The sequence below is a fragment of the Porphyrobacter sp. MBR-155 genome (assembly GCF_040547625.1).
Lineage (GTDB): Bacteria > Pseudomonadota > Alphaproteobacteria > Sphingomonadales > Sphingomonadaceae > Erythrobacter.
Window position 1 is genome coordinate 50,636 of sequence record NZ_JBEPQB010000013.1, and the last position, 22,591, is coordinate 73,226.

Annotated in this window: 21 protein-coding genes and 3 pseudogenes; 15 read left to right on the forward strand and 9 right to left on the reverse strand. The window is 58.7% G+C overall.

Annotated elements, in window-relative coordinates; all coding sequences use genetic code 11:
- Nucleotides 1-135 precede the first annotated feature (135 nt).
- From ABIE62_RS13390 to ABIE62_RS13400, 3 genes are all read right to left on the reverse strand, one after another.
- Nucleotides 136-765, reverse strand: a complete 630-nt coding sequence (locus ABIE62_RS13390; protein ID WP_354326743.1) for a hypothetical protein — start codon at nucleotides 763-765, stop codon at nucleotides 136-138.
- 44 nt (nucleotides 766-809) lie between these two features.
- Nucleotides 810-1,512 (reverse strand): IS5 family transposase gene (locus ABIE62_RS13395; protein ID WP_354326744.1). Its coding sequence is split into 2 segments (ribosomal slippage): nucleotides 810-1,179 and nucleotides 1,178-1,512, totalling 705 coding nucleotides; the frame shifts between segments, so codons are not numbered across the junction.
- A 129-nt stretch (nucleotides 1,513-1,641) separates the two neighbouring features.
- The gene (locus ABIE62_RS13400) at nucleotides 1,642-2,190 is read right to left on the reverse strand and encodes an HdeD family acid-resistance protein (RefSeq protein WP_046902788.1); all 549 of its coding nucleotides are present in this window, start codon (nucleotides 2,188-2,190) and stop codon (nucleotides 1,642-1,644) included.
- 267 nt (nucleotides 2,191-2,457) lie between these two features.
- Between ABIE62_RS13400 and ABIE62_RS13405 the strand changes: the two genes are divergently transcribed.
- Nucleotides 2,458-2,613 carry a hypothetical protein gene (locus ABIE62_RS13405; protein ID WP_354326748.1) on the forward strand — a complete coding sequence of 52 codons (156 nt, stop codon included), beginning with the start codon at nucleotides 2,458-2,460 and terminating at the stop codon, nucleotides 2,611-2,613.
- Nucleotides 2,614-2,861: 248 nt separating this feature from the next.
- Nucleotides 2,862-3,284 carry a DUF2147 domain-containing protein gene (locus ABIE62_RS13410; protein ID WP_235980313.1) on the forward strand — a complete coding sequence of 141 codons (423 nt, stop codon included), beginning with the start codon at nucleotides 2,862-2,864 and terminating at the stop codon, nucleotides 3,282-3,284.
- Between the two features lie 98 nt (nucleotides 3,285-3,382).
- Here ABIE62_RS13410 and ABIE62_RS13415 read toward each other — a convergent pair whose 3' ends face one another.
- Genes ABIE62_RS13415 through ABIE62_RS13440 form a run of 6 tightly spaced genes read right to left on the reverse strand, consistent with a single transcriptional unit; the run spans nucleotide 3,383 to nucleotide 10,444 of the window.
- On the reverse strand, nucleotides 3,383-4,591 hold the full coding sequence (locus ABIE62_RS13415) for a phospholipase A (protein WP_046902785.1): 1,209 nt from the start codon (nucleotides 4,589-4,591) through the stop codon (nucleotides 3,383-3,385).
- Nucleotides 4,588-5,361, reverse strand: a complete 774-nt coding sequence (gene fabI / locus ABIE62_RS13420; protein WP_046902784.1) for an enoyl-ACP reductase FabI — start codon at nucleotides 5,359-5,361, stop codon at nucleotides 4,588-4,590. Before fabI ends, ABIE62_RS13415 begins: the two co-directional genes overlap by 4 nt.
- On the reverse strand, nucleotides 5,358-6,548 hold the full coding sequence (locus tag ABIE62_RS13425) for an acetate/propionate family kinase (RefSeq protein WP_046902783.1): 1,191 nt from the start codon (nucleotides 6,546-6,548) through the stop codon (nucleotides 5,358-5,360). The genes fabI and ABIE62_RS13425 overlap by 4 nt, the downstream gene beginning before the upstream one ends.
- Entirely contained in the window at nucleotides 6,545-7,966 is a 1,422-nt protein-coding gene (locus ABIE62_RS13430; RefSeq protein ID WP_046902782.1) for a bifunctional enoyl-CoA hydratase/phosphate acetyltransferase, read from the reverse strand. The genes ABIE62_RS13425 and ABIE62_RS13430 overlap by 4 nt, the downstream gene beginning before the upstream one ends.
- A 3-nt stretch (nucleotides 7,967-7,969) precedes the next feature.
- Entirely contained in the window at nucleotides 7,970-9,724 is a 1,755-nt protein-coding gene (locus ABIE62_RS13435; protein WP_046902781.1) for a PHA/PHB synthase family protein, read from the reverse strand.
- Between the two features lie 60 nt (nucleotides 9,725-9,784).
- Complete coding sequence (locus tag ABIE62_RS13440) at nucleotides 9,785-10,444, reverse strand: TetR/AcrR family transcriptional regulator (RefSeq protein WP_354326751.1); 660 nt, start codon at nucleotides 10,442-10,444, stop codon at nucleotides 9,785-9,787.
- 495 nt (nucleotides 10,445-10,939) lie between these two features.
- Here ABIE62_RS13440 and ABIE62_RS13445 point away from each other — a divergent pair, with 495 nt between their 5' ends.
- The 13 genes and pseudogenes from ABIE62_RS13445 to ABIE62_RS13505 all read left to right on the forward strand — a co-directional run.
- Complete coding sequence (locus ABIE62_RS13445) at nucleotides 10,940-11,287, forward strand: hypothetical protein (protein ID WP_354326753.1); 348 nt, start codon at nucleotides 10,940-10,942, stop codon at nucleotides 11,285-11,287.
- A 164-nt stretch (nucleotides 11,288-11,451) separates the two neighbouring features.
- Nucleotides 11,452-12,942, forward strand: coding sequence for an efflux transporter outer membrane subunit (locus tag ABIE62_RS13450; protein WP_082347800.1), 1,491 nt, complete (start codon nucleotides 11,452-11,454; stop codon nucleotides 12,940-12,942).
- On the forward strand, nucleotides 12,939-14,015 hold the full coding sequence (locus ABIE62_RS13455; protein ID WP_046902779.1) for an HlyD family secretion protein: 1,077 nt from the start codon (nucleotides 12,939-12,941) through the stop codon (nucleotides 14,013-14,015). Before ABIE62_RS13450 ends, ABIE62_RS13455 begins: the two co-directional genes overlap by 4 nt.
- 5 nt (nucleotides 14,016-14,020) lie before the next feature.
- Nucleotides 14,021-16,771, forward strand: a complete 2,751-nt coding sequence (gene rbbA / locus ABIE62_RS13460) for a ribosome-associated ATPase/putative transporter RbbA (protein ID WP_354326755.1) — start codon at nucleotides 14,021-14,023, stop codon at nucleotides 16,769-16,771.
- Between the two features lies 1 nt (nucleotide 16,772).
- Entirely contained in the window at nucleotides 16,773-17,900 is a 1,128-nt protein-coding gene (locus ABIE62_RS13465) for an ABC transporter permease (RefSeq protein ID WP_354326756.1), read from the forward strand.
- A gap of 139 nt (nucleotides 17,901-18,039) precedes the next feature.
- Nucleotides 18,040-18,618 (forward strand): hypothetical protein, encoded by a 579-nt coding sequence (locus ABIE62_RS13470; RefSeq protein ID WP_354326759.1) that lies wholly within the window; start codon nucleotides 18,040-18,042, stop codon nucleotides 18,616-18,618.
- The gene (locus ABIE62_RS13475) at nucleotides 18,615-18,824 is read left to right on the forward strand and encodes a hypothetical protein (RefSeq protein WP_354326761.1); all 210 of its coding nucleotides are present in this window, start codon (nucleotides 18,615-18,617) and stop codon (nucleotides 18,822-18,824) included. The genes ABIE62_RS13470 and ABIE62_RS13475 overlap by 4 nt, the downstream gene beginning before the upstream one ends.
- 30 nt (nucleotides 18,825-18,854) lie before the next feature.
- Nucleotides 18,855-19,783 (forward strand): annotated as a pseudogene (locus ABIE62_RS13480) (IS3 family transposase); the annotation flags it as partial.
- Between the two features lie 60 nt (nucleotides 19,784-19,843).
- The gene (locus ABIE62_RS13485; RefSeq protein WP_354326762.1) at nucleotides 19,844-21,043 is read left to right on the forward strand and encodes an IS256 family transposase; all 1,200 of its coding nucleotides are present in this window, start codon (nucleotides 19,844-19,846) and stop codon (nucleotides 21,041-21,043) included.
- A gap of 42 nt (nucleotides 21,044-21,085) precedes the next feature.
- Nucleotides 21,086-21,334: pseudogene (locus tag ABIE62_RS13490) on the forward strand (integrase core domain-containing protein); the annotation flags it as partial.
- 268 nt (nucleotides 21,335-21,602) lie between these two features.
- The gene (locus ABIE62_RS13495) at nucleotides 21,603-21,776 is read left to right on the forward strand and encodes a winged helix-turn-helix domain-containing protein (RefSeq protein WP_354326763.1); all 174 of its coding nucleotides are present in this window, start codon (nucleotides 21,603-21,605) and stop codon (nucleotides 21,774-21,776) included.
- A gap of 46 nt (nucleotides 21,777-21,822) precedes the next feature.
- The gene (locus ABIE62_RS13500; RefSeq protein ID WP_354326765.1) at nucleotides 21,823-22,236 is read left to right on the forward strand and encodes a transposase; all 414 of its coding nucleotides are present in this window, start codon (nucleotides 21,823-21,825) and stop codon (nucleotides 22,234-22,236) included.
- A gap of 69 nt (nucleotides 22,237-22,305) precedes the next feature.
- A pseudogene (locus tag ABIE62_RS13505) lies at nucleotides 22,306-22,566 on the forward strand (transposase); the annotation flags it as partial.
- Between the last annotated feature and the right edge of the window lie 25 nt (nucleotides 22,567-22,591).

Below are 22,591 nucleotides of genomic sequence, written 5' to 3' on the forward strand. Positions count from 1 at the left end.
GTATCGGTGGGGGTATTTTTCTCGAAAAGTAAAAAATGATATATCTATATCAACATTATAAGAGAAATTTATGCGTCCCTCCTCCGCTACCAAGTTTTTCTTTTAAAATCAACGGCTTAGATCAAAACGCGGTGATTATTTGTCTCGTGTGTTACGCATTTTTTCTATGATATCGAAATCATATGGCTGAAAATAATTGCATCCAGGATTATAAAAATTCTTGAATGCGCTTTTTTGTTTTCCATTTTCCCACCCGTCCAGCGGTTTATACTGTTTTGATACAAGTACAACATATCGATTTTGTTCATTGTACAAATCTGCACAGCGGGTGTCATATTGAAAGCTTACGTTCAAATGATCTGTTGATTCTCCTTCAAGCGAGCCTGAGACAAGAGAAACATCTTTAAAGACAATTGCTGTATTTTTCCTATCCTCAGGTTTAATGATCTTGTCAACAGTGCCTACAAAGACTGTATATTTTTTCGTGTCACTCCATCCTTCCCAACGCCCCTTGGCATCTTGGATGTGTTTGACAAAATATTGGGGTGGATATTGTGTACGCGATCTCTCCGAAGCACGTATGACTTTGTTCTTTTCATCATATCCGGCAAAAATAATGAGCACTTCATCTTTATGTGCACCAAGGTAGTATTCCCCCGTCGACATCACGTGCTCAATCAGAACATGTTTCTTGCCTTCTAGCCTGTTCTTTGGATCTTTGAATATTTCAAGAACTTCAACGTCGTATGGATGCTTCTCGCTCATAATTCGCCCTAAAAAGATTAAGCTTGAATGTTCATAGGCCCATTCTAGGCCGTAGACTCATTAGTTGCGATCCATAACCGTGCTGAGAAGAGCTTAATGGCAGCGAGGAAGTTATCGGCGCGTTTGTCGTAGCGTGTCGCCAAGCCTCTGGTGTGTTTGAGTTTTCCGAAGAAGCGCTCGATCAGGTTGCGATAGCGGTAGAGGAAGGCGCTGAAGGCGAAGCCCTTTCGTCGATTACGCTTTGCCGGGATGTTGGCGAAGCCGCCGTTGCTTTCGATCCGTGCGCGGATAGCCTTGCGGCAATCGCTGGCTTGTCCTTCCGACAGATGCAGGCCGACCGGTAAACCCCGGCCATCAACCAGCGCATGGATCTTGGTAGTCAGGCCGCCCCGGGAACGTCCCATGCAGCGATTGGGGCCCCCTTTTTAGGGTCGCACCATGCTGGTGGACCCGGATCGAGGAACTGTCGATCATGACCAGTTCGCCATCGAAAGCGGCGCTGACGGAGGACAGAAGCCGGTCCCATACGCCAGCTTTGCGCCAACGCACGAAACGGTTGTAGCACGTCGTGTATGGCCCATAGCGCTCCGGGATATCCGCCCAGGGGCTGCCTGTGCGAAACCGCCACAATATCCCATTGATCACCCGACGATCATCAACACGCGGAACACCGCGCACCTTGTTCGGCAACAACGGCTCGATCACCGACCACTCGAAATCCGTAAGCTCAAATCTGCGACGGCTCATCCAAGGCTCCTTCAAATGCCTTGAATCAATCCAATCTACATCTCGCAAGCCAGTTTATGAGTTTACCACCTAGCCCGCAAAGCCCTTGGAAGACCAGCAGCATATATTTGTGGAGACGGGGTATCGAGCTCAAATGCGCGCAAGTCGCCGCAATCCCAAAGCCAGGATAAAGAGAAAGACGCCCCGGATCAGAAAGCTGATTCCGACGCAAAAGGCGAGGAAGATCAGGCCAGTCGCAGGGCCGCTGAACAGAATCAGTCCGCCCAGCACAAGATCCAAAATGCCGAGCAGCAGCCGCCAGCCCCAGTCATGCTCGCTCCGGAATGCACTGATGGCCTCAAGGATTCCGCTGATGAGCAGCCAGGCGCCTATCAGCATCACCAGTGAGAGAGCGCCGGCAAACGGGTTGAAGATTGTGACTGCCCCGGCCAGAAGGCCCATAATGCCCAAAATGAGTTCGATCCAGCGCGCGCGGCCGGACAAATACGATAGGCTGGCAAATGTTGCGAAAGCGCCGTAAACAATCAGCAGTGTGCCGATCAGAAAACCGGTCGCCACGCCAGTGGCGAGCGGATTGGAAAGGGCCAGAAGCCCGACCAGAATGACAACTATGCCATAAGCTAGAACCCAGCCCCAGCCTGTCGTGGGACGAACGGCGCCGTTGTCATTCTCGGTCATGCAATCGGTCCTATCTGTCTGCCTATCCAACGCATGTATCTATCGCTTTGGGCAAGCAGGTGCAATGAGGTGGATTGGTCCTTATTAGTCTGCCGATGCGAGATTGTCTTGCCGTGCTTGTCAATGAGGCTTGCCTATTCTAGCCTGCAATGGAACGGGAAACAGACGAAATTGCATGGGGACTTGGCTGAGCGTTCGGTTGATGGCGGGCATTCAGGAAGCGAATGTAACCTTCCAACCCCCGAGGCGTTGTTCGCGTCATTTGTCGTGGACGCCGACGCTGCGACTTTCGCGGTGATCCGGTTCGCACTACAAAACACGCAGATCGCGGCGATTGACTGCCGAAACTCCGGGGGCTTTGCTGCGGTGATGCAGTTTGCGATGGTGGATGGGGTTCTGGTGGCGGATACGGTGCGACGATGACCGCAGGCCCACGACCAAGTACATGCGGTAGAGACGCGGGTACCGGATCAGGTCAGTACCCGGTAGTCTCAGCGCGAATTATACCGACAATCCCGATCGCCATTTCGAAGCAGTCGATCGGGCGCAGGTAAAACTCGAGGGAAGCCATGTTCAGCGTATTACGCCTTATCTGTGGACTAGCATCTTGCGCTATTAAGTCCCCCGGGCCGCCAACTGAACACGCTATAGTCGGTCTGCGGATGAACCGTATGTGGCTCAAGGTTTTCGCTATCGCGGTCGTGATGGCGGGGTCCGGGCATGTGGCAGCCACGGCCCAGGAATCGTCATTCGATGTGTGGAGAAATCCAAAGAACAGCGTACATATCCGTGCAGAACGTTGTGGGGACCGAATGTGCGGCGTTGTTGTCTGGGCCAGTGAGAAGGCGAAAGCAGATGCACGCAAAGGCAGTCAGAATCCGCTGGTGGGATCGCAGTTGTTTCGTGATTTTGTAGAGGAGCGGCCAGGTGTCTGGCGCGGCCAAGTCTTTGTACCGGACATTGGCCGGACTTTTACCGGTACTATTCGTGTCGTCGATGCCAACCGGTTGGAAGCCAAGGGATGCCTGCTCGGCAAGTTGGGCTGTCGGTCCCAGCAGTGGTACCGGGTTGCCGAATCTCACTCTTCGCGCTGACGTGCCCTGGCCACCCGTCTCACCTGCAGGTCGCTTCCGAGATAATGGGATTTTAATTCGAGGACGACTTCGGCATCCAGAGGGCTAAATCACGTTTTTTATCGAACAAGGGCCACACCGATGCGTAGGCGCGTGGCGCGTTTGTTATAATCGAGAAGATTTTCGCCATAGCCGTGGAAGCTTTGGCCAAAGAGATAAAAGTCGGGGCCGTCGCCCAGAATGCGGCGCAATGGATAGGAAATATCGGCTGACACTGCTCCCTTGCCACTCCCGAAGTTGAACCGGGTGGAGGTGGAGAGGCGCAGTCCATTAACTTCCGCAACTTCCATAAAGAAGCCGCTATTGCCCCGATATCGGCGGATATCGCGATTATCGGAGCGGTCGCCGACATAGAGCCAGAAACGTGGTGCGGCAGTCAGCCGCCAATCACCGCCTAGCGAAAATGCCGCCATGGGCGTCACATAGACCATGTTGATGCTGCGCGATGCATCGCCATCTCGGCCATTGGATTCATGACGCAGGCCCACCTGCCCACTGAGAGTCGCTGTATCGGATAGGGCCTTGGGCTGTGCAAGGTAGAAGATTTCGGGCTGGAAATCGATATTGCGAAAGGGTGAGGAGTCCGCGCCCAGATCCCAGAACATACGCTGGGTATAAGCGAAATAGAGGCCATCCTTGAGGGAGGCAGGCTGGTCTTCCCGCAGCCGGCTGCCGAAAAGCTGATACTTGAAACTCAGCTGGATACGGGCCTCGCTGTTGGTTCCAGGGCCATAGACGGCATAGATCGGCTCATAAGGCGAGAGATTGTCTATAAAGGCATTGCCGACTGAACGATCGGCGGCGGATGGCGTAGGGGGCGGCACCGGCACGGTTGCTTGCGCCTGTTCGCCGGGCTGGTCTGGCATAAGCCCATGACGTGCGGAAAGAGCGATCTGCTGGCGACCCCATGCCGGAACAGAGAGCAACGCGCCCTGGTTTACCGATGCATCGGAAACTCGGTACTGCGCGCAGGCAAAGCCATGGGCGGCCACGATCACTTGTGCGGGAACGGTCGGCCCACGGTCGAGCCAGACGCTGTGTGTGCCGCCAGGCAGCGTCACTCGCGCCTCGATCCGGTCGGGCAGGGGGACCGTTTGCGCTGCATCATCGGAATTCAGAAGGCGGATATCAACAAGGGCAAAGCCATTGGCATCACGCTCATCAACATTCCTGATCAATATTTCGACATCTTCCCTGGCCTGCGCCTGAAAGGGCAGGAGGACGGATGCAGCCAGCAGGGCGGCGGGAAAGTTGGGCAGGTGTTTCATGCGTGGAGATGCAGTCCATTGTCGACGGGAATGACGGTGCCGGTTATGCGTCTGGCCGCATCGCTGACAAGGAAGGCGGCAAGGGAACCCACGTCGCCAATATCCACCAGTTGCCCTTGCGAAGCCTGCGCGGCTGCCCGATCGAGCAGTTCGTCGAACCGATCGATCCCGCTGGCCGCGCGTGTGGCGATCGGGCCGGGCGAGATCGCATGGGCGCGGATGCCCTTGGGACCGAGTTCAGCCGCCACATAGCGGGTCGCACTTTCCAACGCTGCCTTGACCGGCCCCATCAGGTTGTAATGTTCGATTACCCGCTCCGAGCCATAGAAGGTGACGCACAGCAGGCAGCCGCCCTCATTCATCAACGGCTCGGCCAGTTTTGCCATGCGCAGGAAGCTGTGGCAGGACACGTCCATCGCCATGGCAAAACCTTCTGCCGAGCTGTCGACTACGCGGCCGTGCAGGTCTTCCTTTGGCGCGAAGGCGATGGAGTGAAGCAGAAAGTCGAGCCCGCCCCAGCGCTCCCGCACCTCTTCGAACAGGGCTTCCAGTTGCCCCGGTTCACGCACGTCGCAAGGCGCGCTCCACTCGGCGCCAAGCTTTTCGGCAACAGGCGCGACCCAGCTCCTAGCCTTCTCGTTCACATAGGTCACGGCCAGGCGCGCGCCGCATTGGGCGAAGGCGTCGGCGCAGCCAGTAGCGATGCTATGTTCGTTTGCGACGCCGATGACGAGGCCGCGCTTGCCGCGCAGGTCTACCAGAGGGTTCATTGCGCTACTCCAAATAGAACCGAGAGGGTGTGAAGGGCAATCATGCGCTCTTCATCGGTCGGAATGACCAATGCCTTTACCTTGCTGTCGGGATGGCTAATGATGGTGTCATTGGACATATTGCCATGCGCCTGCAGCCTGATGCCCAGCCATTCGAGTCTGCGGCAGATGCGCGATCGCACATCGGCATGGTTTTCGCCAATCCCGGCCGTGAAGACGATTCCATCCACCCCGCCGAGGATGCTGACGAGAGCGCCTGCCTCCCGCGCTACCCGCCAGGTAAACAGGTCGATCGCATCCTGCGCTTCGGGTGCGCCACTCTCGGACAGGGCGCGCATATCGCTCGAAATGCCCGATACGCCCAGCAGGCCCGACTTGTTGTACAGAAGAGTTTCAACTTCCTGCGGGCTCATTCGCATCTGTGTTTGAAGGTGCAGTACCACGCCTGGATCGATCGTGCCGCAGCGTGTGCCCATCATCAGGCCGTCCAGCGCGGTAAAGCCCATGCTGGTGTCCACGCTCCTGCCATCGGCCATGGCGCACAGCGATGCGCCGTTGCCCAGATGCGCGACGATCACGCGACCGGCCGCAAGCGCCGGATCGATCGTTGCGAGGCGACGGGAAATATATTCATAGGACAGGCCATGGAAGCCATAGCGTCTGATCCCCTGATCGTGGAATGCGCGCGGGATGGCGAAGCGCGTGGCGAGTTCTGGCCGGTCATGGTGAAAGGCCGTGTCGAAGCAGGCGACCTGCGGCAGGTCTGGTGCGAGCGCGGTAATCGCCCGGACTGCGGCCAGATTGTGGGGCTGGTGCAGCGGCGCCAGCGGACAGAGCCTTTCAAGTTCGTCCAGCACAAGATCGTCGATCAGGCAGGGGACGGCGAAATCGACACCGCCATGAACGATGCGATGGCCTATGGCGATCACCTCGCGCCCGTCCAGATGGGAGATTGCCCAGTCGAACAGCCAGGCGAGCAGGTCGGCATGCGTAAGGCCATGTTGGTCCCGCCAGTCCTGTACGACCAGCGTCTCGCCCGACGTATCCCGGATCGTGAGGTGCGGGGAAATGCCAATGCGCTCGATTTTACCGGCAGCCGAGAGGGAGGGGGCACGATCCGCGTCGAGGACGTAGAGGGCGAACTTGATGCTGGACGAGCCGGAATTGAGGCTGACAATCGCCTTCATGCGGCGGAGCCTTGTGGAAGGCCCGGGGCTGCGTTGGTCGCTGCGCGCGCAAGCAGGGTCGCGACCGCGCAGGAGGCGAGCCGCGTCCGCAGACTGTCAGCCCGGCTGGTGAGGATGATGGGAACGCGCGCACCCAGAACCACGCCTGCCGCATCCGCTCCGCCAAGGAAGGTGAGCTGCTTGGCCAGCATGTTGCCAGCTTCCAGATCGGGCACGACGAGAATCTGCGCCTTTCCGGCGACGGAGGATACGATGCCCTTTTCCCGCGCCGCCGCTTCGCTGATCGCATTGTCGAAGGCCAGCGGGCCGTCGAGCAGGGCGCCCGTAATCTGTCCCCGGTCGGCCATCTTGCACAATGCGGCTGCGTCAAGCGTGGTCGGCATGGCGGGGTTGACCGTTTCCACCGCGGAAAGAATTGCGACGCGCGGTTCTGCCAGCCCGATGACATGGGCAAGGTCGATCGCGTTGCGGATGATGTCGGCTTTCTCGATCAGTGTGGGCGCGATGTTGATCGCCGCATCCGTGATGATGAGCGGTTCGGGATGGCCAGAGACATCCATGATATAGGCGTGGCTGATGCGCCGCTCGGTCCTCAACCCCGAACTGCGACTGACCACGGCAGCCATCAGTTCGTCTGTGTGAAGTGATCCCTTCATCAGCAGTGCCGCTTCGCCCGACCGCACAAGTTCGACCGCTTTGGCGGCGGAATCGTGGCTATGAGCAGTCGGAACGATGCGGAATGCGGAGATGTCCTTGCCGGCTTCTTCTGCCGCGTTGCGAATGCGGGTTTCCGGGCCGACCAGTATTGGCTCGATCAGTCCGGCCTCAGCCGCTTCCACTGCCGCAAGAAGTGCAGCCGCAGTGCAGGGATGGGCGATGGCAGTGGGAACGAAAGCATTCGAAGCCGTTTCAATCAGCCGGTGATAGGCGCCATGATCCGACAGCCGGATTTCCGGCAAAGCCACGCGCTGCCGGCTGATCTTCGTCGTCGGCGCCATAACTTCGGCCTGGCCCGTGATAACGGTCTCGCCGGCCTGGTTCTCGCAGCGGCAGTCGAGCAGGAGGATATGTTTGTCGGGCCGCTTTTCCGTGACTGTCACGGATGCCGTGATGATATCACCAATGCCGACCGGACGTTTGAAGCGCAGCGACTGACCCAGGTAGATGGTTCCAGGCCCCGGCAGTTCGGTTCCCAATACTGCTGAAATCAGACCGCCACCCCACATGCCATGAGCTATGATCCGGCGAAAAAAGTCGCCCTCGGCAAAGTCTGCATCCAGATGGGCCGGATTCACATCACCGGAAACCAATGCGAATAGCTGAATATCCTTTTGCGAGAGAGTGCGGGTCATACTGGCGGTTTCGCCGACAGTAATCTCGTCGAAGGTACGATTTTCGATCATGTCAGTGCCGGACACGTCTTATTTCTCCAGCACATAATGACCGGGAGCGTCGGCAATGGGGGCATACCCCTTATCTGCGGCACCCATGGCGGGGGGCGTGATCGGCTCTCCGGAACGCGCATCCAGCCATGCGTCCCATTCGGTCCACCAACTACCCTGCTTCTTCTGGGCGCCATCGCGCCATTCGTCCGCGTCATAGGCGGGGCCATCAGCCGGGCGGGTCAGTACTTCATAGCGCCGGTTCTTGTGGCCGGGTTCAGAAACTATGCCCGCATTGTGGCCACCACTCGTCAAAACAAACGTCACTTCCGCGCCTGTCAGCATATGAATCTTGTGTACCGATTTCCATGGCGCGACATGGTCGCGTTCGGTACCGACTACAAAGAACGGCGCGCGGATAGCGGACAAGGTGATATTGCGCCCTTCGACCGTATATTTCCCCTCGGCAAGCTCGTCGTTGAGGAAAAGCCGTGTCAGATATTCACTATGCATCGCATAGGGCATGCGGGTCCCGTCGGCATTCCACGCCATCAGGTCGATCATCTCGTCGCGCTCGCCCATCAGATAGGTTCCAAGTACATGCGACCAGACCAGATCGTTCGACCGTAATATCTGGAAGGCGCCGCCCATTTGGCTGCTGTCGAGAAAGCCCTTGCTCCACATCATGTTCTTGAGGATGTGCAACTGCGCTTCATCGATAAAGAGACCAAGCTCGCCCGGTTCACTGAACTCCGTCTGTGCCGCCAAAAGGGTGACGCTGGCCAGGCGTTCGTCATGATCGCGCGCCATTGCGGCTGCAGTGATTGAGAGCAACGTACCGCCCAGGCAGTAGCCAGCCGCGTGAATCTTGCTCGCACCGGTAATGGTAGTGATGGCGTCGAGCGCCGCCATTGGACCAAGGCGGCGATAGGCATCGAGATCAAGGTCGCGATCTTGCGTTCCGGGATTGTGCCAGGACAGGATGAAGACGGTATAACCCTGCGCAGTCAGCCATTTGACCATCGAATTTCCCGGCGACAGATCCAGAATATAATATTTCATGATCCATGCAGGTACGATCAGCACGGGCTCCGGTCGCACCTTGTCTGTTGTCGGTTCATACTGGATAAGTTCGACCAGCTGGTTGCGGAAGACGACTTTGCCCTTGGCGGTCGCCACGGTTTCACCGGGTTTGAAAGCCTCGGTGCCGACTGGCGGTTCGCCGCGGAACTGGCGCTGCATATCTTCGAGCCAATGGGCGGCGCCGTCCGCCAGGCATTGCCCTCCGGTATCGGCGATGCGCTTGAGAAGAACGGGATTGGTAGCGATAAAATTGCTGGGCGAAAAATAGTCGAGAAACTGGCGCGCCACAAAATTCACAATATCCTCATGATGGCGTGAGACGCCATCGATACCGCTCGTCGCCGCATGCCACCACTGCTGATTAAGCAGGAAAGACTGGGCGATAAGGTTGAAGGGGGGCTTCTGCCAGGCTTGATCGACGAAGCGATGATCCTGCGGCAAAGGCTCGATTGCGGGCGCGGCGTCAGGATCACGGGCTTTTCGTACCGCGTAGTCGAGCAGCCGGGCAGATTTGCGCGCTGCTTTTGCAGAAAGCTGAAGCTGTTTGCCCGGAGAACTCGCCATGTGAATGGCCCAATCGGATATTGCCATGAAGAGGGTAGCAGGTGACAATCCGCTGGTTGCTTGAGCGATTGAAGAAGCGGCCATACGGTCCAAAGTCTGGGCGAAACCGTCCAGGGGATCGCTATGCTGCGGGTCTCTATCTACCATGAGATTCTTGCATCCTGATCGTGTATCTTAAATCGAGAGGGGCGGGCGCGCAGGTCCCGACTACCGGCGCAGGGAGGGTATCCCTGCCGCAAGCAAGTCCAGTGCTTGGTCAATATGGGCTGACTTGGCTGCAGGCGTGTTATCGAGAACTTTAAGCATACGAATACGCATACGTGGCGCGAGCACGAGCGTGTCCAGCAGTAACGAAGCAATGTCTTCGATCTCATCGTTATCGTATTTTGCAGTTTCCGGATCGGCCAAGAGCGTCTCGCGTATGATATCGACCCAATGGCTTGTTACAATCTGCAGTGCATTGTCCGAATAATCGGGGACAAGTCTTTCAATTTCCGCCTTAAGCCTGTCAAAGCCGATCACTTTCGGCGTTAAAAATCCATCTAGGATGTTTTGGGCAGCAACCGAAATGCGCTCACGAACGCTGGTTCCTTCCGTCTGGACAACCAGCGCTTCGATAAAGCAGGTCCGTTCATGGTCAATGACAGCCCCGAATAGGCCGATCTTCGATCCGTATCGCCGATATAGTGTCCGCTTCGTAACTTGAGCGTCTGTTGCGATTTCATCCATGTTCGCGCCTTCGTACCCATGCTGAAGGAAATTCTTGCTGGCGACCTCCAGAATATGAGCGCCAAGCCGCTTGCCGGCCGTCACTGTTGGTCGACCGGTACGGGCATGGGGCGCAGCATTGGGAGTGCGGTCAGGCATGATCGCAAAATCTCCTTTTTTAGGAATGCGATTCGCATCCGCTGGACCTCAATCATAAGCGAAGGTATACTCGTGCGTATACATATGATTCTTCGCGAACAGAAAAATCTGTTCCGGAGTTAAAGTCGAGCTGAGAATATGGATTTTTATGTCTAGTTTGGCACTCGTCACTGGCGCTACGCGCGGCATTGGCACCGCAATTGCAAAAGCTTTGAAGGCAGTCGGCTGCGATGTGGTCTCGGTTTGCCATGGTGGCTACTGTGCCTGACGCTGTGCGCGCGAAGATAATATCTTCCATTCCGGTTGGCCGGCGAGGAGGGCCCGAAGAAATTGCTCAGGCCGTGGTCTGCCTTACTTCGGCGCTAGCTGCTTTTTTTGCAGGATCCGTTCCTACCATGAATAGCGGGTAGTATATGGTTAACGGGTGACTTTGATTTCTTCCTTGGGCGATCATTCTCCAGATATGCCTATCGTTTCAGTCAGGAAAGTTTTCGGATGAGCTATCCATTTGATCAAATGACTTCGCTTGTAAGTGCCAATCAAAAACTGGGGCAGGCCTTGTTCGAGGTCGCCCGCGTAGCCGCGCAGCGACAGGCGAAAATTGCGTCCCAAGGTCTTGCGGTATTTACGCAGGCAGGTGCCGCACCGCAGGTGTCCCCGTTTCAATTCCCATTGCTGTCGCAATGGCCGGAAATTGTTATGGAGGTAGAGCAAAACCGACAGGCGTCGCTGGCGGATGTAAGCGCTGCGGTTGCGGAATGGCGAGATGCCGTCGGGGCCGCATTCTCGATAGAGGAAGCGCAGCAGCGGGCTCGTAGAGTTTTCGATGTCTGGACGCGGTGACTTCCAGGGGGGCGATGCCGTTGCCGCTCCTGCGGATGCCGTCCGGGCTCCAAAGCCAAGGCTCCGGCGGCAAACTAAAATTTGACGACCAGTCGTCGCAAGTGGCCAGCGTTGTGGTAACGCGGACTGCTTGCCTGGTTGGGTTGACGAGGGACGGTGTACCAATGTTGCAATCTCGGGAATGGCCCTATGGGAAAGGGCCGGGCATCGCCGTGAAAAGGCGGCGGCTTTTGCTCGCCGCGTTTTTGCTCCTCGGTACGTCGGCCTGCTCGTTCACGCCCGATTATGTCGCGCCGGCCATGCCGGTACCTACTGCATATGATGCGCCTGATGCGTCGGGCGGATCGATCGCCAGAACGAGCTGGCGCGAATTTTTTCGCGAGCCTGAACTTCAGCGGCTGATTGGCGAAGCGCTCGAAAATAATCGGGATATTCGTATTGCGGCAAGCCGTGTGTCCGAAGCGCGGGCCGCCTGGCGGATCGAAGGGGCTGCGCTCTATCCGCAGCTTGACGCCGTGAGTGGCTATAGCCGTGGGCGCACTTTAGCCAATATTCCCGGAGCTGGGGCGACAATGGTCAGTTCCGAGCAGATCAGCGCGCAGTTGAGCGCAAGCTGGGAAATCGATTTTTGGGGCCGTTTGCGCAATTTGCGCGATGCCGCGCGCTGGCAGTATCTGGCAACAGAGGAGGCGCGCAGGTCGGTTGCCTCCGGACTGGTGGCACAGGTGGCGAACGGTTACCTCCTGGAGCGCGAATATGAAGAACGCATAGCCCTTGCCCGCAACTCGATCTCCACGCGTGAGGAATCGCTGCGGATCATGCGGCGACGTTATGAAGTGGGCTCCGGCTCGAAACTTGACATGATGCAGGCGCAGACCCTGCTCGCCCAGGCCCGCACGACCCTCTATGGACTGGAGCAGGATCGCGCGGTCAACCGTAACGCCTTGGCGCTTCTTGTCGGTCATTCGATTGGCATCGCGCCCGGACACCTATCTCTCGCCGAGGCGCCTGAAGGCCTGGTCCTTCCGCCTGGGCTACCATCGGAATTGCTGCTCTATCGCCCTGATATCCTGGCCGCGGAATATGGGCTTCGTGCCGCCAACGCCAATATCGGTGCCGCACGCGCAGCGTTTCTGCCAAATATCTCATTGACTGGCGCCTATGGCACCATGAGCGATCAACTGGATGGTCTGTTCTCAAGCGGCAGTGAAGCATGGAGCTTTACGCCCAGCTTGAGGCTACCACTATTCAATGCCGGGCGCTTGAAGGGCAACCTTGACGTCGCAAAAGCGCGCGAGGTGCGCGCCGTTGCCGAATATGAGCAGGCGATCCAGACCGGTTTTCGGGATGTGTCCGATGCGCTGGTTCAGCGGCGCCAGCTGCAAAAGCAGATCGAAACTACCCGTGACATGCTGGGCGCGCAGCGCGAGCGCGCGCGCCTTGCTCAGCTACGTTTTGACAACGGTCGCTCCGCCTATCTCGAAGTGCTCGATGCCCAGCGCGATCTGTTCGATGCCGAACAGGCGCTGGTCCAGCTGCGGCGCGCTGAAATTTCCAGCATCGTCGCGCTCTATTCGGCGCTTGGCGGCGGCTTCGTAGCCGATCAGACCTTCCAGACGAACTCGACAGAAAGCGATAGGGGACAGACGCAATGACGCAGGCCAAGAGCAAAAGCAGGCTTGTCCTGGGCGGGATCGCCGTGGCCATTATCGCGGCAGGCATAGCACTCTATCTGCTGCTCAAGCCGGCGGAACTTCCGGAAGGTATCGCCAGCGGCAACGGGCGCATCGAGGCGGTCGAGATCGACATTGCCGCCAAGACCGCTGGGCGTATCCGCGACATCGTCGCCGAAGAGGGACAACTGGTCAAAGCGGGTGATGTTGTCGCCCATATGGATACCGAGACCATGCGCGCCCAGTTGGCCGAAGCCGAAGCCCAGCTCGCCCAGGCTATCAACAATGTCCAGATAGCCGAAACCCAGGTCAGCCAGCGTCAAAGCGAGCGCGCCTCCGCCATGGCGACAGTCCGCCAGCGAGAGGCTGAACTCAATGCCGCGCGCAAGCGTTATGGACGGTCTGAAACTCTGGCGCGCGAAGGCGCTACGGCGGTTCAGGAGCGGGATGACAATCTGGCTTCGGTTGAGGGCGCAGCGGCCACCGTCGAAGCGGCTCGAGCTCAGCTGGCGGCGGTCGACGCCAGCATCGCCGCATCACGCAGCCAGGTCATCGGCGCACGCTCAAATGTCGATGCCGTCAGGGCTACGATCGTGCGTATCAAGGCGGATATCGCGGACAGTGATCTTCGCGCGCCCCGTTCTGGTCGCATCCAGTACCGTGTTGCACAACCGGGCGAGGTGGTGGCAAGCGGTGGACGCGTCATGAACCTTGTCGACCTGACGGACGTTTACATGACTTTTTTCCTGCCTGAGACGGCGGCGGGCAAGGTGCGTATCGGCAGCGAGGTGCGCCTCGTTCTCGATGCAGCGTCCAATATCGTGATCCCTGCGAAGATCAGCTTCGTTGCCGATGTCGCCCAGTTCACGCCCAAGACGGTGGAGACGGAAAGTGAGCGTCAGAAGCTGATGTTCCGCGTGCGCGCGCGGATCGATCCGGCCCTGTTGCAGCGCCATCTCGATATCGTAAAGACTGGCCTTCCGGGCATGGCCTATGTCAGAATTGATCCGAAAGCCGACTGGCCCGCAAATCTCAGCAACCTCGTTAAGGAATAAGACCGGTGGCGACAGCCCAGCCCCCGAGCGGACCGCCGGTCGTCCGCCTTGCCGGAGTGCATCTGCACTACGGCAAGGCGGAAGCCCTGCGCGGCATCGATTTCGAGATCGCTTCAGGACGGATGATCGGCCTGATCGGCCCTGACGGGGTCGGCAAGTCGAGTCTTCTCTCTCTCGTCGCCGGCGCGCGGGCCGTGCAGGGCGGGGCGGTGGAAGTGCTGGGCGGCGATATGGCCGACAGACGCCATCGTGAGAATGTCTGTCCGCGCATCGCCTATATGCCGCAGGGCTTGGGCAAGAACCTGTATCCAACGCTTTCGGTCGAAGAGAACCTCCAGTTCTTCGCTCGCCTGTTCGGTCACGACGCGGGCGAGCGACGCCGGCGCATCGATGACCTGACGCGCAGTACCGGCCTTAAAACCTTCCTGTCGCGTCCGGCGGGTAAGCTTTCGGGCGGAATGAAGCAGAAGCTGGGTCTATGCTGTGCGCTGATCCACGATCCGGACCTGCTCATCCTCGACGAACCCACGACCGGCGTCGATCCGTTGGCGCGCGCGCAATTCTGGGATCTCATCGCGCGCATCCGCAAACAGCGCCCCGGCATGAGCGTAATCGTCGCCACCGCCTATATGGACGAGGCGCAACGCTTCGATTGGCTGGTAGCGATGGACGATGGCGCGATCCTAGCCACCGGCACACCTGCCCAGCTGCTCGAGCGCACGGGCTGCAACGATCTTGACGCCGCTTTCGCCGAACTTCTGCCCGAAGAGCGCAAAGATGGCCACGCACCGGTGGTCATTCCGCCGCTCGATGTCGAGGAGAATGACATTGCCATCGAGGCGCAAGGGCTGACCATGCGTTTCGGGGACTTCGTTGCGGTCGACCATGTTTCGTTCCGCATCCGCCGCGGCGAGATTTTCGGTTTTCTCGGATCCAATGGCTGCGGCAAGTCGACGACGATGAAGATGCTGACAGGCCTGCTCCCCGCAACGGAAGGGCAGGCCTGGCTGTTTGGCCACGAGGTGGACCCGCGCGACATCGCTACACGCCGCCGGGTGGGCTATATGAGCCAGTCCTTCTCGCTTTATGGCGAGTTGACGGTGCGGCAGAATCTGGAACTCCATGCGCGCTTGTTCCACGTTCCGGCTGAAGAGATCGCCAGACGTGTTGTCGAGATCGCCGGCCGCTTTGGCCTTGAGTCAGAGATGGAGGAATTGCCCGAGCGTCTGCCGCTGGGCATTCGCCAACGACTTAGTCTTGCCGTGGCTATGGTTCACAACCCGGAGCTACTGATCCTCGATGAGCCAACGTCGGGCGTGGATCCGGTCGCGCGCGATTCATTCTGGCGCCTGCTTGTCGAACTGTCGCGGCGCGACCGGGTGACAATATTCATCTCCACCCACTTCATGAACGAGGCCGAACGCTGCGATCGCATGTCGATGATGCACGCAGGCAAGGTACTCGACAGCGACGCGCCCGCAAAGCTTGTCGAAAAGCGGGGCGCGAAGTCGCTCGAGGATGCCTTCATCGGTTATCTGCTCGAGGCTGCCGGAGAAGGCGGGGCGCCAGCGGAGGACATCCCTGAACTCCAGGCACAGGCCGAGCCAGTTCACGATCAACCTCCTGCGAGACGCCGGTTCAGCCTTCAAAGGCTGTTCAGTTACGTCTGGCGTGAAACGCTTGAACTGCGACGCGACCCCGTCCGTGGTACACTGGCGATTGCAGGTTCTGTCATCCTGCTGCTCGTGATGGGATACGGCATCAGCATGGACGTAAACGATTTACGGTACGCCGTGCTCGACCGCGACCAGAGTGCGATGAGTCAAAGCTATCAGCTTGACATTTCCGGGTCTCCGTATTTCATCGAACGACGCCCGATCACCGATTATGACGACCTCGACAAGCGGATGCGCAGCGGCGAACTAGCGCTTGCAATCGAGATTCCACCCGGCTTCGGGCGGGATGTAATGCGTGGCGCGCCGGTAGCCATTGGCGCCTGGTTCGATGGCGCGATGCCGTCTCGTGCGGAAACCGTGCAGGGTTATATCCAGGGCATGCATCAGCTCTGGCTCTCCGAGCAAATGCGCATGGCCGGCATGACGACCGCTTCGTCGGTATCGGTCGAGAACCGCTTCCGTTACAATCCCGACGTCAAGAGCCTGCCAGCGATGGTGCCGGTCGTCATTCCAATGCTGCTTCTGATGTTGCCCGCGATGCTCGCAGCGCTTGCCGTGGTGCGCGAAAAGGAAACGGGCTCGATCATCAATCTTTATGTTACGCCGGTCACGCGAACGGAATTCCTGCTGGGCAAGCAATTGCCTTATGTCGGACTTGCGATGCTGAATTTCACGGTCATGGTGCTGTTGGGTGTGTTTCTGTTCGACGTGCCCATCACAGGTAGCGTGTTGACTCTGGTGGTGGCCGCATTGCTTTTCTGCGTTATCGCCACGGGTATGGGGCTGTTGGCTTCGGCCGTCACGAAAAGCCAGATCGCCGCGATGTTCCTGGCGATGATCGGCACGCTGATTCCCACGGTTACCTACGGGGGCATGCTCGATCCAGTCTCCTCATTGGAGGGTACGGGCCGTATCATCGGTGAATTCTATCCGGCCAGCCATATGTTCACGATCAGCCGAGGGGTATTCAACAAGGCACTGGGTTTCGGCGATCTGGCGGGATCATTCTGGCCGCTGATGCTGGCAATCCCGGTCATCATCGGTGTCGCGATTGCGCTGTTGCGCAAGCAGGAGCAGTAGCATGCGCCAGAAGCTCTCCAACATCTACCGGCTTGGCGTCAAGGAGCTGTGGAGTCTTTGGCGTGACCCGACAATGCTGGTGCTGATCCTGTTCCTGTTCACGGCGTCGGTCTACACGTCCGCCTCTTCAATGCCGGAAACCCTCAACAAGGCGGCAATCGCCGTCGTCGACGAGGACAATTCGCCGCTGTCGCAGCGGATCGTTTCGGCATTCTATCCGCCCCAATTCAAGACACCCGATCGCATCGCTCCGTCGCAGATCGACCCCGGCCTGGATGCAGGAATCTATACGTTCGTGCTGCACATCCCTTCGGGTTTCCAGCAGGATATTCTCGCAGGGCGTAAGGCGGAAATCCAGCTTAACACTGACGCGACGCGCATGACTCAGGCGTTTAGCGGGAGCGGCTACATCCAGCAAATTGCGCTGGGTGAAGTGACTGCTTTCATGCAGCGATACCGCAGCAAGACAAGCCTCCCGGTAGACCTTGAAGTGCGCGCACGGTTCAATCCGACGCTGAACAAAAAATGGTTCGGTGGCCTGTCTCAGATCATCAACTACATCGCGTTGCTCTCGATTATTCTGACCGGGGCCGCGTTGATCCGAGAGCGCGAACACGGCACTATCGAGCATTTGCTGGTCATGCCAGTGACGCCTTTCGAGATCATGGCGAGCAAGATCTGGTCGATGGGCCTTGTCGTGCTGGTGGCGTCGTTTGCCTCACTCAACCTGGTGGTACGCGGAGCGCTCGACATCCCGGTCGCAGGATCGTTAACACTGTTTTTTTCTGGCGCGGCGCTGGTGCTGTTCGCGACGACATCAATGGGCATATTCATGGCAACCATTGCGCGCAATATGCCGCAGTTTGGGATGTTGGCGGTGCTTGTGCTTCTGCCGCTGCAGATGCTTTCAGGGGGTACGACACCTCGCGAAAGCATGCCTGAGGTGGTGCGCACCGTCATGCTCGCTGCGCCAACCACTCATTTCGTTGAACTGGGGCAGGCGATTCTGTTTCGCGGAGCCGGAATCGATGTGGTCTGGCCGCAGTTTGCTGCGGCGGCAGCGATCGGTGTGGTGTTCTTTGCAATTGCGCTCTCGCGCTTCCGTAAGACGATCGCATCGATGGCGTGATTCGCGTGCAGGTAGGCAAGATTTGCTTCAGGAGAACTGGGTGTTTTGGTGCCATCGCCGTCAACGTGTGCATGAATTTTTAATGAGAAAATTGCATTTTTGTCTGAATGATCCTATCTGGAAACCAAAGGAGCATTCAGTGTCGGCAGTGACGGAACTCGCGCGAAAATTGCGACCAGGGCAAGTTTACCGGCGTAAAGATCTTGCACGCTGGTCAACTGCCGTTGACCGGCATCTGCGTCAGCTTGTCGCGAAAGGACGCCTTGAGAAGGTGGCGAACGGTCTGTACATGGCGCCGCGCCGGACCCGCTTTGGTAATGCTCCGGCAAAGCCGGAGAAACTGGTGGGGAGGTTCCTTGGGGATGAACGTTTTCTCATGTTGTCGCCCAATGCCTACAATGGCCTAGGTGTGGGCACCACGCAGCTTCACAACGTGCCGGTCGTCTACAACCACAAGCGGCATGGGCGCTTCAAGCTCGATGGTCGCGAGTATGATTTTCGTATGCGCGCCACCTTACCGGCTCATCTGACCGAGGAGGTCTTGCTCGTAGACCTGCTTCATAACCTCGAGCGGCTGCCTGAAGATGCATCCAGCATCTTGCCTAAAGCCTTAGCGCGCGCGCGAGGAATGGATCGCAAACGCCTGGCACGGGCCGTCCGCGACTTTGGCTCGGCTCGAGCGGAGCGGTTATTGTCGCCTGTGCTGCACAGCACATGACGCTGCTGCACAACTTGCCTGATTTCGGCGATCTGATTGCCGTGACTGCCCGAAACCACGCAATCGACCCAAGCCTAGTCGAAAAAGACTATTGGATCATGCATGGTATCTGGGGTTTGCAGCAGTTGGGTTTTGGCTTCGAGCTCAAGGGCGGCACCTCGCTGTCAAAGGGTGAGGTGGTCCCGGAAATTTGGACAGGGTGCTAAGCTAATCCCGACCTGAGGAATGGACGGGAAATGAGGAAGACGAGGAAGCGCTACAGCGCGGAGTTCAAGGCGAAGGTGGCGCTGGAAGCGATCCGGGGTGACCTGACGCTGGCGGAGCTGGCCGCGAAGCACGGCATTCACCATACGATGATCGCGGCGTGGAAGCGGCAGGCGGTCGAAGGGATGGCAGGCACGTTCTCGGGGGCAAGTGATGCGGCCCGGGCGGCCAGCGAGGCCGAAGTCGAGAAGCTTCACGCGAAGATCGGTCAGTTGGTCGTGGAGCGCGATTTTTTAGCCAGAGCCTCCGGTCGATGAGCGTGGCACGGAGGCGGGCGATGATCGAACCAGCTCACCAACGCCTGTCTATCGCGGCGCAATGCCGGCTGCTCTCGATCAGCCGGTCGTCCTACTACTATGCACCGGTGCCGGAGAGTGAGGAGACGCTGGCGCTGATGCGGGTGATCGACGCGGCGTTCCTCGACATGCCGTGGTATGGCAGTCGACAGATGGTCCGGCACCTGCGCCGAGGCGGCTATGATGTTGGCCGACGACGTGTGCGGCGGCTGATGGGCAAGATGGGCCTGTCGCCGATCTACCAGCGACCGCGCACGAGTGATCCGCATCCGCAGCATCGGATTTATCCGTATCTGCTGCGCAAGCTGGAGATAGTGCGACCGAACCATGTGTGGTGTGCGGATGTGACCTACATCCCGATGCGCCGAGGGTTCCTGTACCTGGTCGCGGTGATGGACTGGGCGACCCGCAAGGTCTTGGCCTGGCGCCTGTCGAACACGATGGATGCGGGCTTCTGCGTGGCGGCTTTGGAGGAAGCGCTGGCGCGCTTCGGTCGTCCCGAGATCTTCAATACGGATCAGGGTAGTCAGTTCACTTCGCTAGCCTTCACCAGCGTGCTGCGGGATGCCGAGGTGCGGATCAGCATGGACGGCCGAGGCCGCTGGAGGGCCTGTCAGTAATTTTGTGCGCGAGGTCATATAGATGGAATGGAAAGGACCATCGATATGGCGATCGACAAGGAGTTACTGGATCAGTTGCTGTCAGGGCGTGATCCGCAGGATTTGTTTGCCAAGGACGGCTTGATTGCTGAACTGAAGAAGGCGCTTTCGGAGCGGATGCTTGCCGCCGAACTGGATGATCATCTCGAATCGGAAGCCGAGGTTGGGATCGGCAATCGCCGCAACGGCACCTCGAAGAAGACGATGCTGACCGGTTCTTCGAAGCTGACGCTGGACATTCCGCGTGACCGGCAGGGCACATTCGATCCCAAGTTGATCGCCAAATACCAGCGCCGCTTCCCGGACTTCGACGACAAAATCATCTCGATGTATGCGCGCGGCATGACGGTGCGTGAGATCCGGGGACATCTGGAGGAGCTTTACGGCATCGATGTGTCGCCGGACCTGATCTCGACGGTGACCGACGCCGTGCTGGAAACCGTCGCTGAATGGCAAGGACGGCCGCTTGATGCCTGCTACCCGCTGGTCTTCTTCGACGCGATCCGGGTCAAAATCCGGGATGAGGGCTTTGTCCGTAACAAGGCGGTGTACATCGCGCTCGGTATCCTGCCCGACGGGACCAAGGAAATCCTCGGGATGTGGATCGAGCAGACCGAGGGGGCCAAGTTCTGGATGCGCGTCATGAACGAGCTCAAGAACCGGGGGGTGGCCGACATCCTCATTGCCGTCGTCGACGGATTGAAGGGCTTCCCCGATGCCATCAACGCCGTGTTCCCGCAAACGGTGGTCCAGACCTGCATTGTGCATCTGATCCGTAACTCGATGGGCTTTGCGTCGTGGAAGGACCGGAAGGCCATCGCAGCTTCCCTGCGCAGCATCTATCGCGCCGAGAATGCCGAGACCGGCCTGGCCGCGCTGGAAGCCTTCGAGGCAGGGCCCTGGGGCCAGAAATATCCAGCCATCCCCCAGAGCTGGCGTCGGCACTGGGAGCAAGTGATCCCATTCTTTGCCTTCAGTGCGCCGATCCGGCGGATGATCTATACCACCAACGCCATCGAGGCCCTGAACTCGAAGCTCAGGCGGGCAGTGCGCACGCGCGGCCACTTCCCCGGTGACGAGGCGGCGATGAAACTGCTATACCTCGTTCTCAATCACGCGGCCGAAGAATGGAAACGGCCCCCGCGCGAGTGGTTCGAGGCCAAAACCCAGTTCGCTATCATCTTCGGCGACAGGTTCACGGTCTGATGAACAAAAACGACCTCGCGCACAAAATTACTGACAGGCCCCCGCTGGATGGACAACGTGTTCATCGAGCGGCTGTGGCGATCTCTCAAATATGAATGCGTTTATCTCCACGCCTTCGAGACCGGTTCGGAGCTGCGCACTGGCCTTGCTCGTTGGATCACCTACTACAACACGCAGCGACCGCACTCGGGTCTAGCGGGGCAGACCCCGGCAGAGGCCTATGGACGGATCGACGCTTCAGATCATGGGGGGCATGCCCCCCATGATCTGATGACCAGACTGGCGGCATAATCACATCCGGGATTAGCTTAACTTCGCCGCCAACCTGTCCAAGAAGACGGGACCACCTCACATGGGCAGAGCGCATTCTTCTGATCTTCGTGTCCGTATTTATGCGGCGATTGCTGAGGGTGGTTCGCGACGGGCAGCGGCGCGGCGTTTTGGGGCGAGCGCGGCGACGGCGGTCAGGCTGGCGCAGCGCCAGGCGCAGACCGGGTCGGTGGCGCCTGCCAAACAGGGTTGACCTGCGGGCAGCGGCAAGCTGGGCGCCTACCGCGAGATGGTGATCGGCTGGGTCGAGGCGGATGGTGAGCTGACCCTGTGCGAACTGACCGAGCGGCTGGCGAGCGAACATGGGGTGAGCGTGCATCACACCTCGGTGCTGCGCCTGCTCAAGGCGGCAGGTTTTACTGTCAAAAAAAACTCTGCTGGCCTGCGAGACCGATCGCGCTGACATCGTGCGTGCGCGGCGGGTCTGGCGTGACCATCGCCAGCCGTGGATGCGCCGCCGCCCGGAACGGCTGGTGTTCGTCGACGAGACCGGCACCACCACCAAGATGACCCGCCTGCGGGGTCGCGCGCGCCGAGGCCAGCGGCTGAGGATGAAGGCTCCGTTCGGTCACTGGGGCACCCAGACCTTCATCGCCGCGCTGCGCCACGATGGCCTGACCGCGCCCTGGGTGATCGACCGTCCGATGAACCGTCAAATCTTCGAGGCCTGGGTCGAGACCCAACTCGCTCCCACGCTCAAGCCGGGCGACATGGTGATCCTCGACAACCTCTCCAGCCACAAGAGCGAGAAGGCCAACGCGATCCTCAAGCAACGCGGCGCGTGGTTCCTCTATTCCACCGCCGTAGGATCAAAAAACGCTCTACTCCAATGGTCTACGTCCACCCGCGCACAGGTCTCCTAGGTGGTAAACTCATAAACTGGCTTGCGAGATGTAGATTGGATTGATTCAAGGCATTTGAAGGAGCCTTGGATGAGCCGTCGCAGATTTGAGCTTACGGATTTCGAGTGGTCGGTGATCGAGCCGTTGTTGCCGAACAAGGTGCGCGGTGTTCCGCGTGTTGATGATCGTCGGGTGATCAATGGGATATTGTGGCGGTTTCGCACAGGCAGCCCCTGGGCGGATATCCCGGAGCGCTATGGGCCATACACGACGTGCTACAACCGTTTCGTGCGTTGGCGCAAAGCTGGCGTATGGGACCGGCTTCTGTCCTCCGTCAGCGCCGCTTTCGAGGTCACGTCCGTCAATGTGGTGTAAT

What these genes read in the sequence shown, in the direction of transcription:
- ABIE62_RS13390 (WP_354326743.1), bottom strand. Translation starts at nt 765, where the DNA reads ATGAGCGAGAAGCATCCATACGACGTTGAAGTTCTTGAAATATTCAAA.
- ABIE62_RS13400 (WP_046902788.1), bottom strand. Translation starts at nt 2,190, where the DNA reads ATGACCGAGAATGACAACGGCGCCGTTCGTCCCACGACAGGCTGGGGC.
- ABIE62_RS13410 (WP_235980313.1), top strand. Translation starts at nt 2,862, where the DNA reads ATGTGGCTCAAGGTTTTCGCTATCGCGGTCGTGATGGCGGGGTCCGGG.
- ABIE62_RS13415 (WP_046902785.1), bottom strand. Translation starts at nt 4,591, where the DNA reads ATGAAACACCTGCCCAACTTTCCCGCCGCCCTGCTGGCTGCATCCGTC.
- fabI (WP_046902784.1), bottom strand. Translation starts at nt 5,361, where the DNA reads ATGAACCCTCTGGTAGACCTGCGCGGCAAGCGCGGCCTCGTCATCGGC.
- ABIE62_RS13425 (WP_046902783.1), bottom strand. Translation starts at nt 6,548, where the DNA reads ATGAAGGCGATTGTCAGCCTCAATTCCGGCTCGTCCAGCATCAAGTTC.
- ABIE62_RS13435 (WP_046902781.1), bottom strand. Translation starts at nt 9,724, where the DNA reads ATGGTAGATAGAGACCCGCAGCATAGCGATCCCCTGGACGGTTTCGCC.
- ABIE62_RS13440 (WP_354326751.1), bottom strand. Translation starts at nt 10,444, where the DNA reads ATGCCTGACCGCACTCCCAATGCTGCGCCCCATGCCCGTACCGGTCGA.
- ABIE62_RS13445 (WP_354326753.1), top strand. Translation starts at nt 10,940, where the DNA reads ATGAGCTATCCATTTGATCAAATGACTTCGCTTGTAAGTGCCAATCAA.
- ABIE62_RS13450 (WP_082347800.1), top strand. Translation starts at nt 11,452, where the DNA reads ATGTTGCAATCTCGGGAATGGCCCTATGGGAAAGGGCCGGGCATCGCC.
- ABIE62_RS13455 (WP_046902779.1), top strand. Translation starts at nt 12,939, where the DNA reads ATGACGCAGGCCAAGAGCAAAAGCAGGCTTGTCCTGGGCGGGATCGCC.
- ABIE62_RS13465 (WP_354326756.1), top strand. Translation starts at nt 16,773, where the DNA reads ATGCGCCAGAAGCTCTCCAACATCTACCGGCTTGGCGTCAAGGAGCTG.
- ABIE62_RS13475 (WP_354326761.1), top strand. Translation starts at nt 18,615, where the DNA reads ATGACGCTGCTGCACAACTTGCCTGATTTCGGCGATCTGATTGCCGTG.
- ABIE62_RS13485 (WP_354326762.1), top strand. Translation starts at nt 19,844, where the DNA reads ATGGCGATCGACAAGGAGTTACTGGATCAGTTGCTGTCAGGGCGTGAT.
- ABIE62_RS13495 (WP_354326763.1), top strand. Translation starts at nt 21,603, where the DNA reads ATGGTGATCGGCTGGGTCGAGGCGGATGGTGAGCTGACCCTGTGCGAA.
- ABIE62_RS13500 (WP_354326765.1), top strand. Translation starts at nt 21,823, where the DNA reads ATGCGCCGCCGCCCGGAACGGCTGGTGTTCGTCGACGAGACCGGCACC.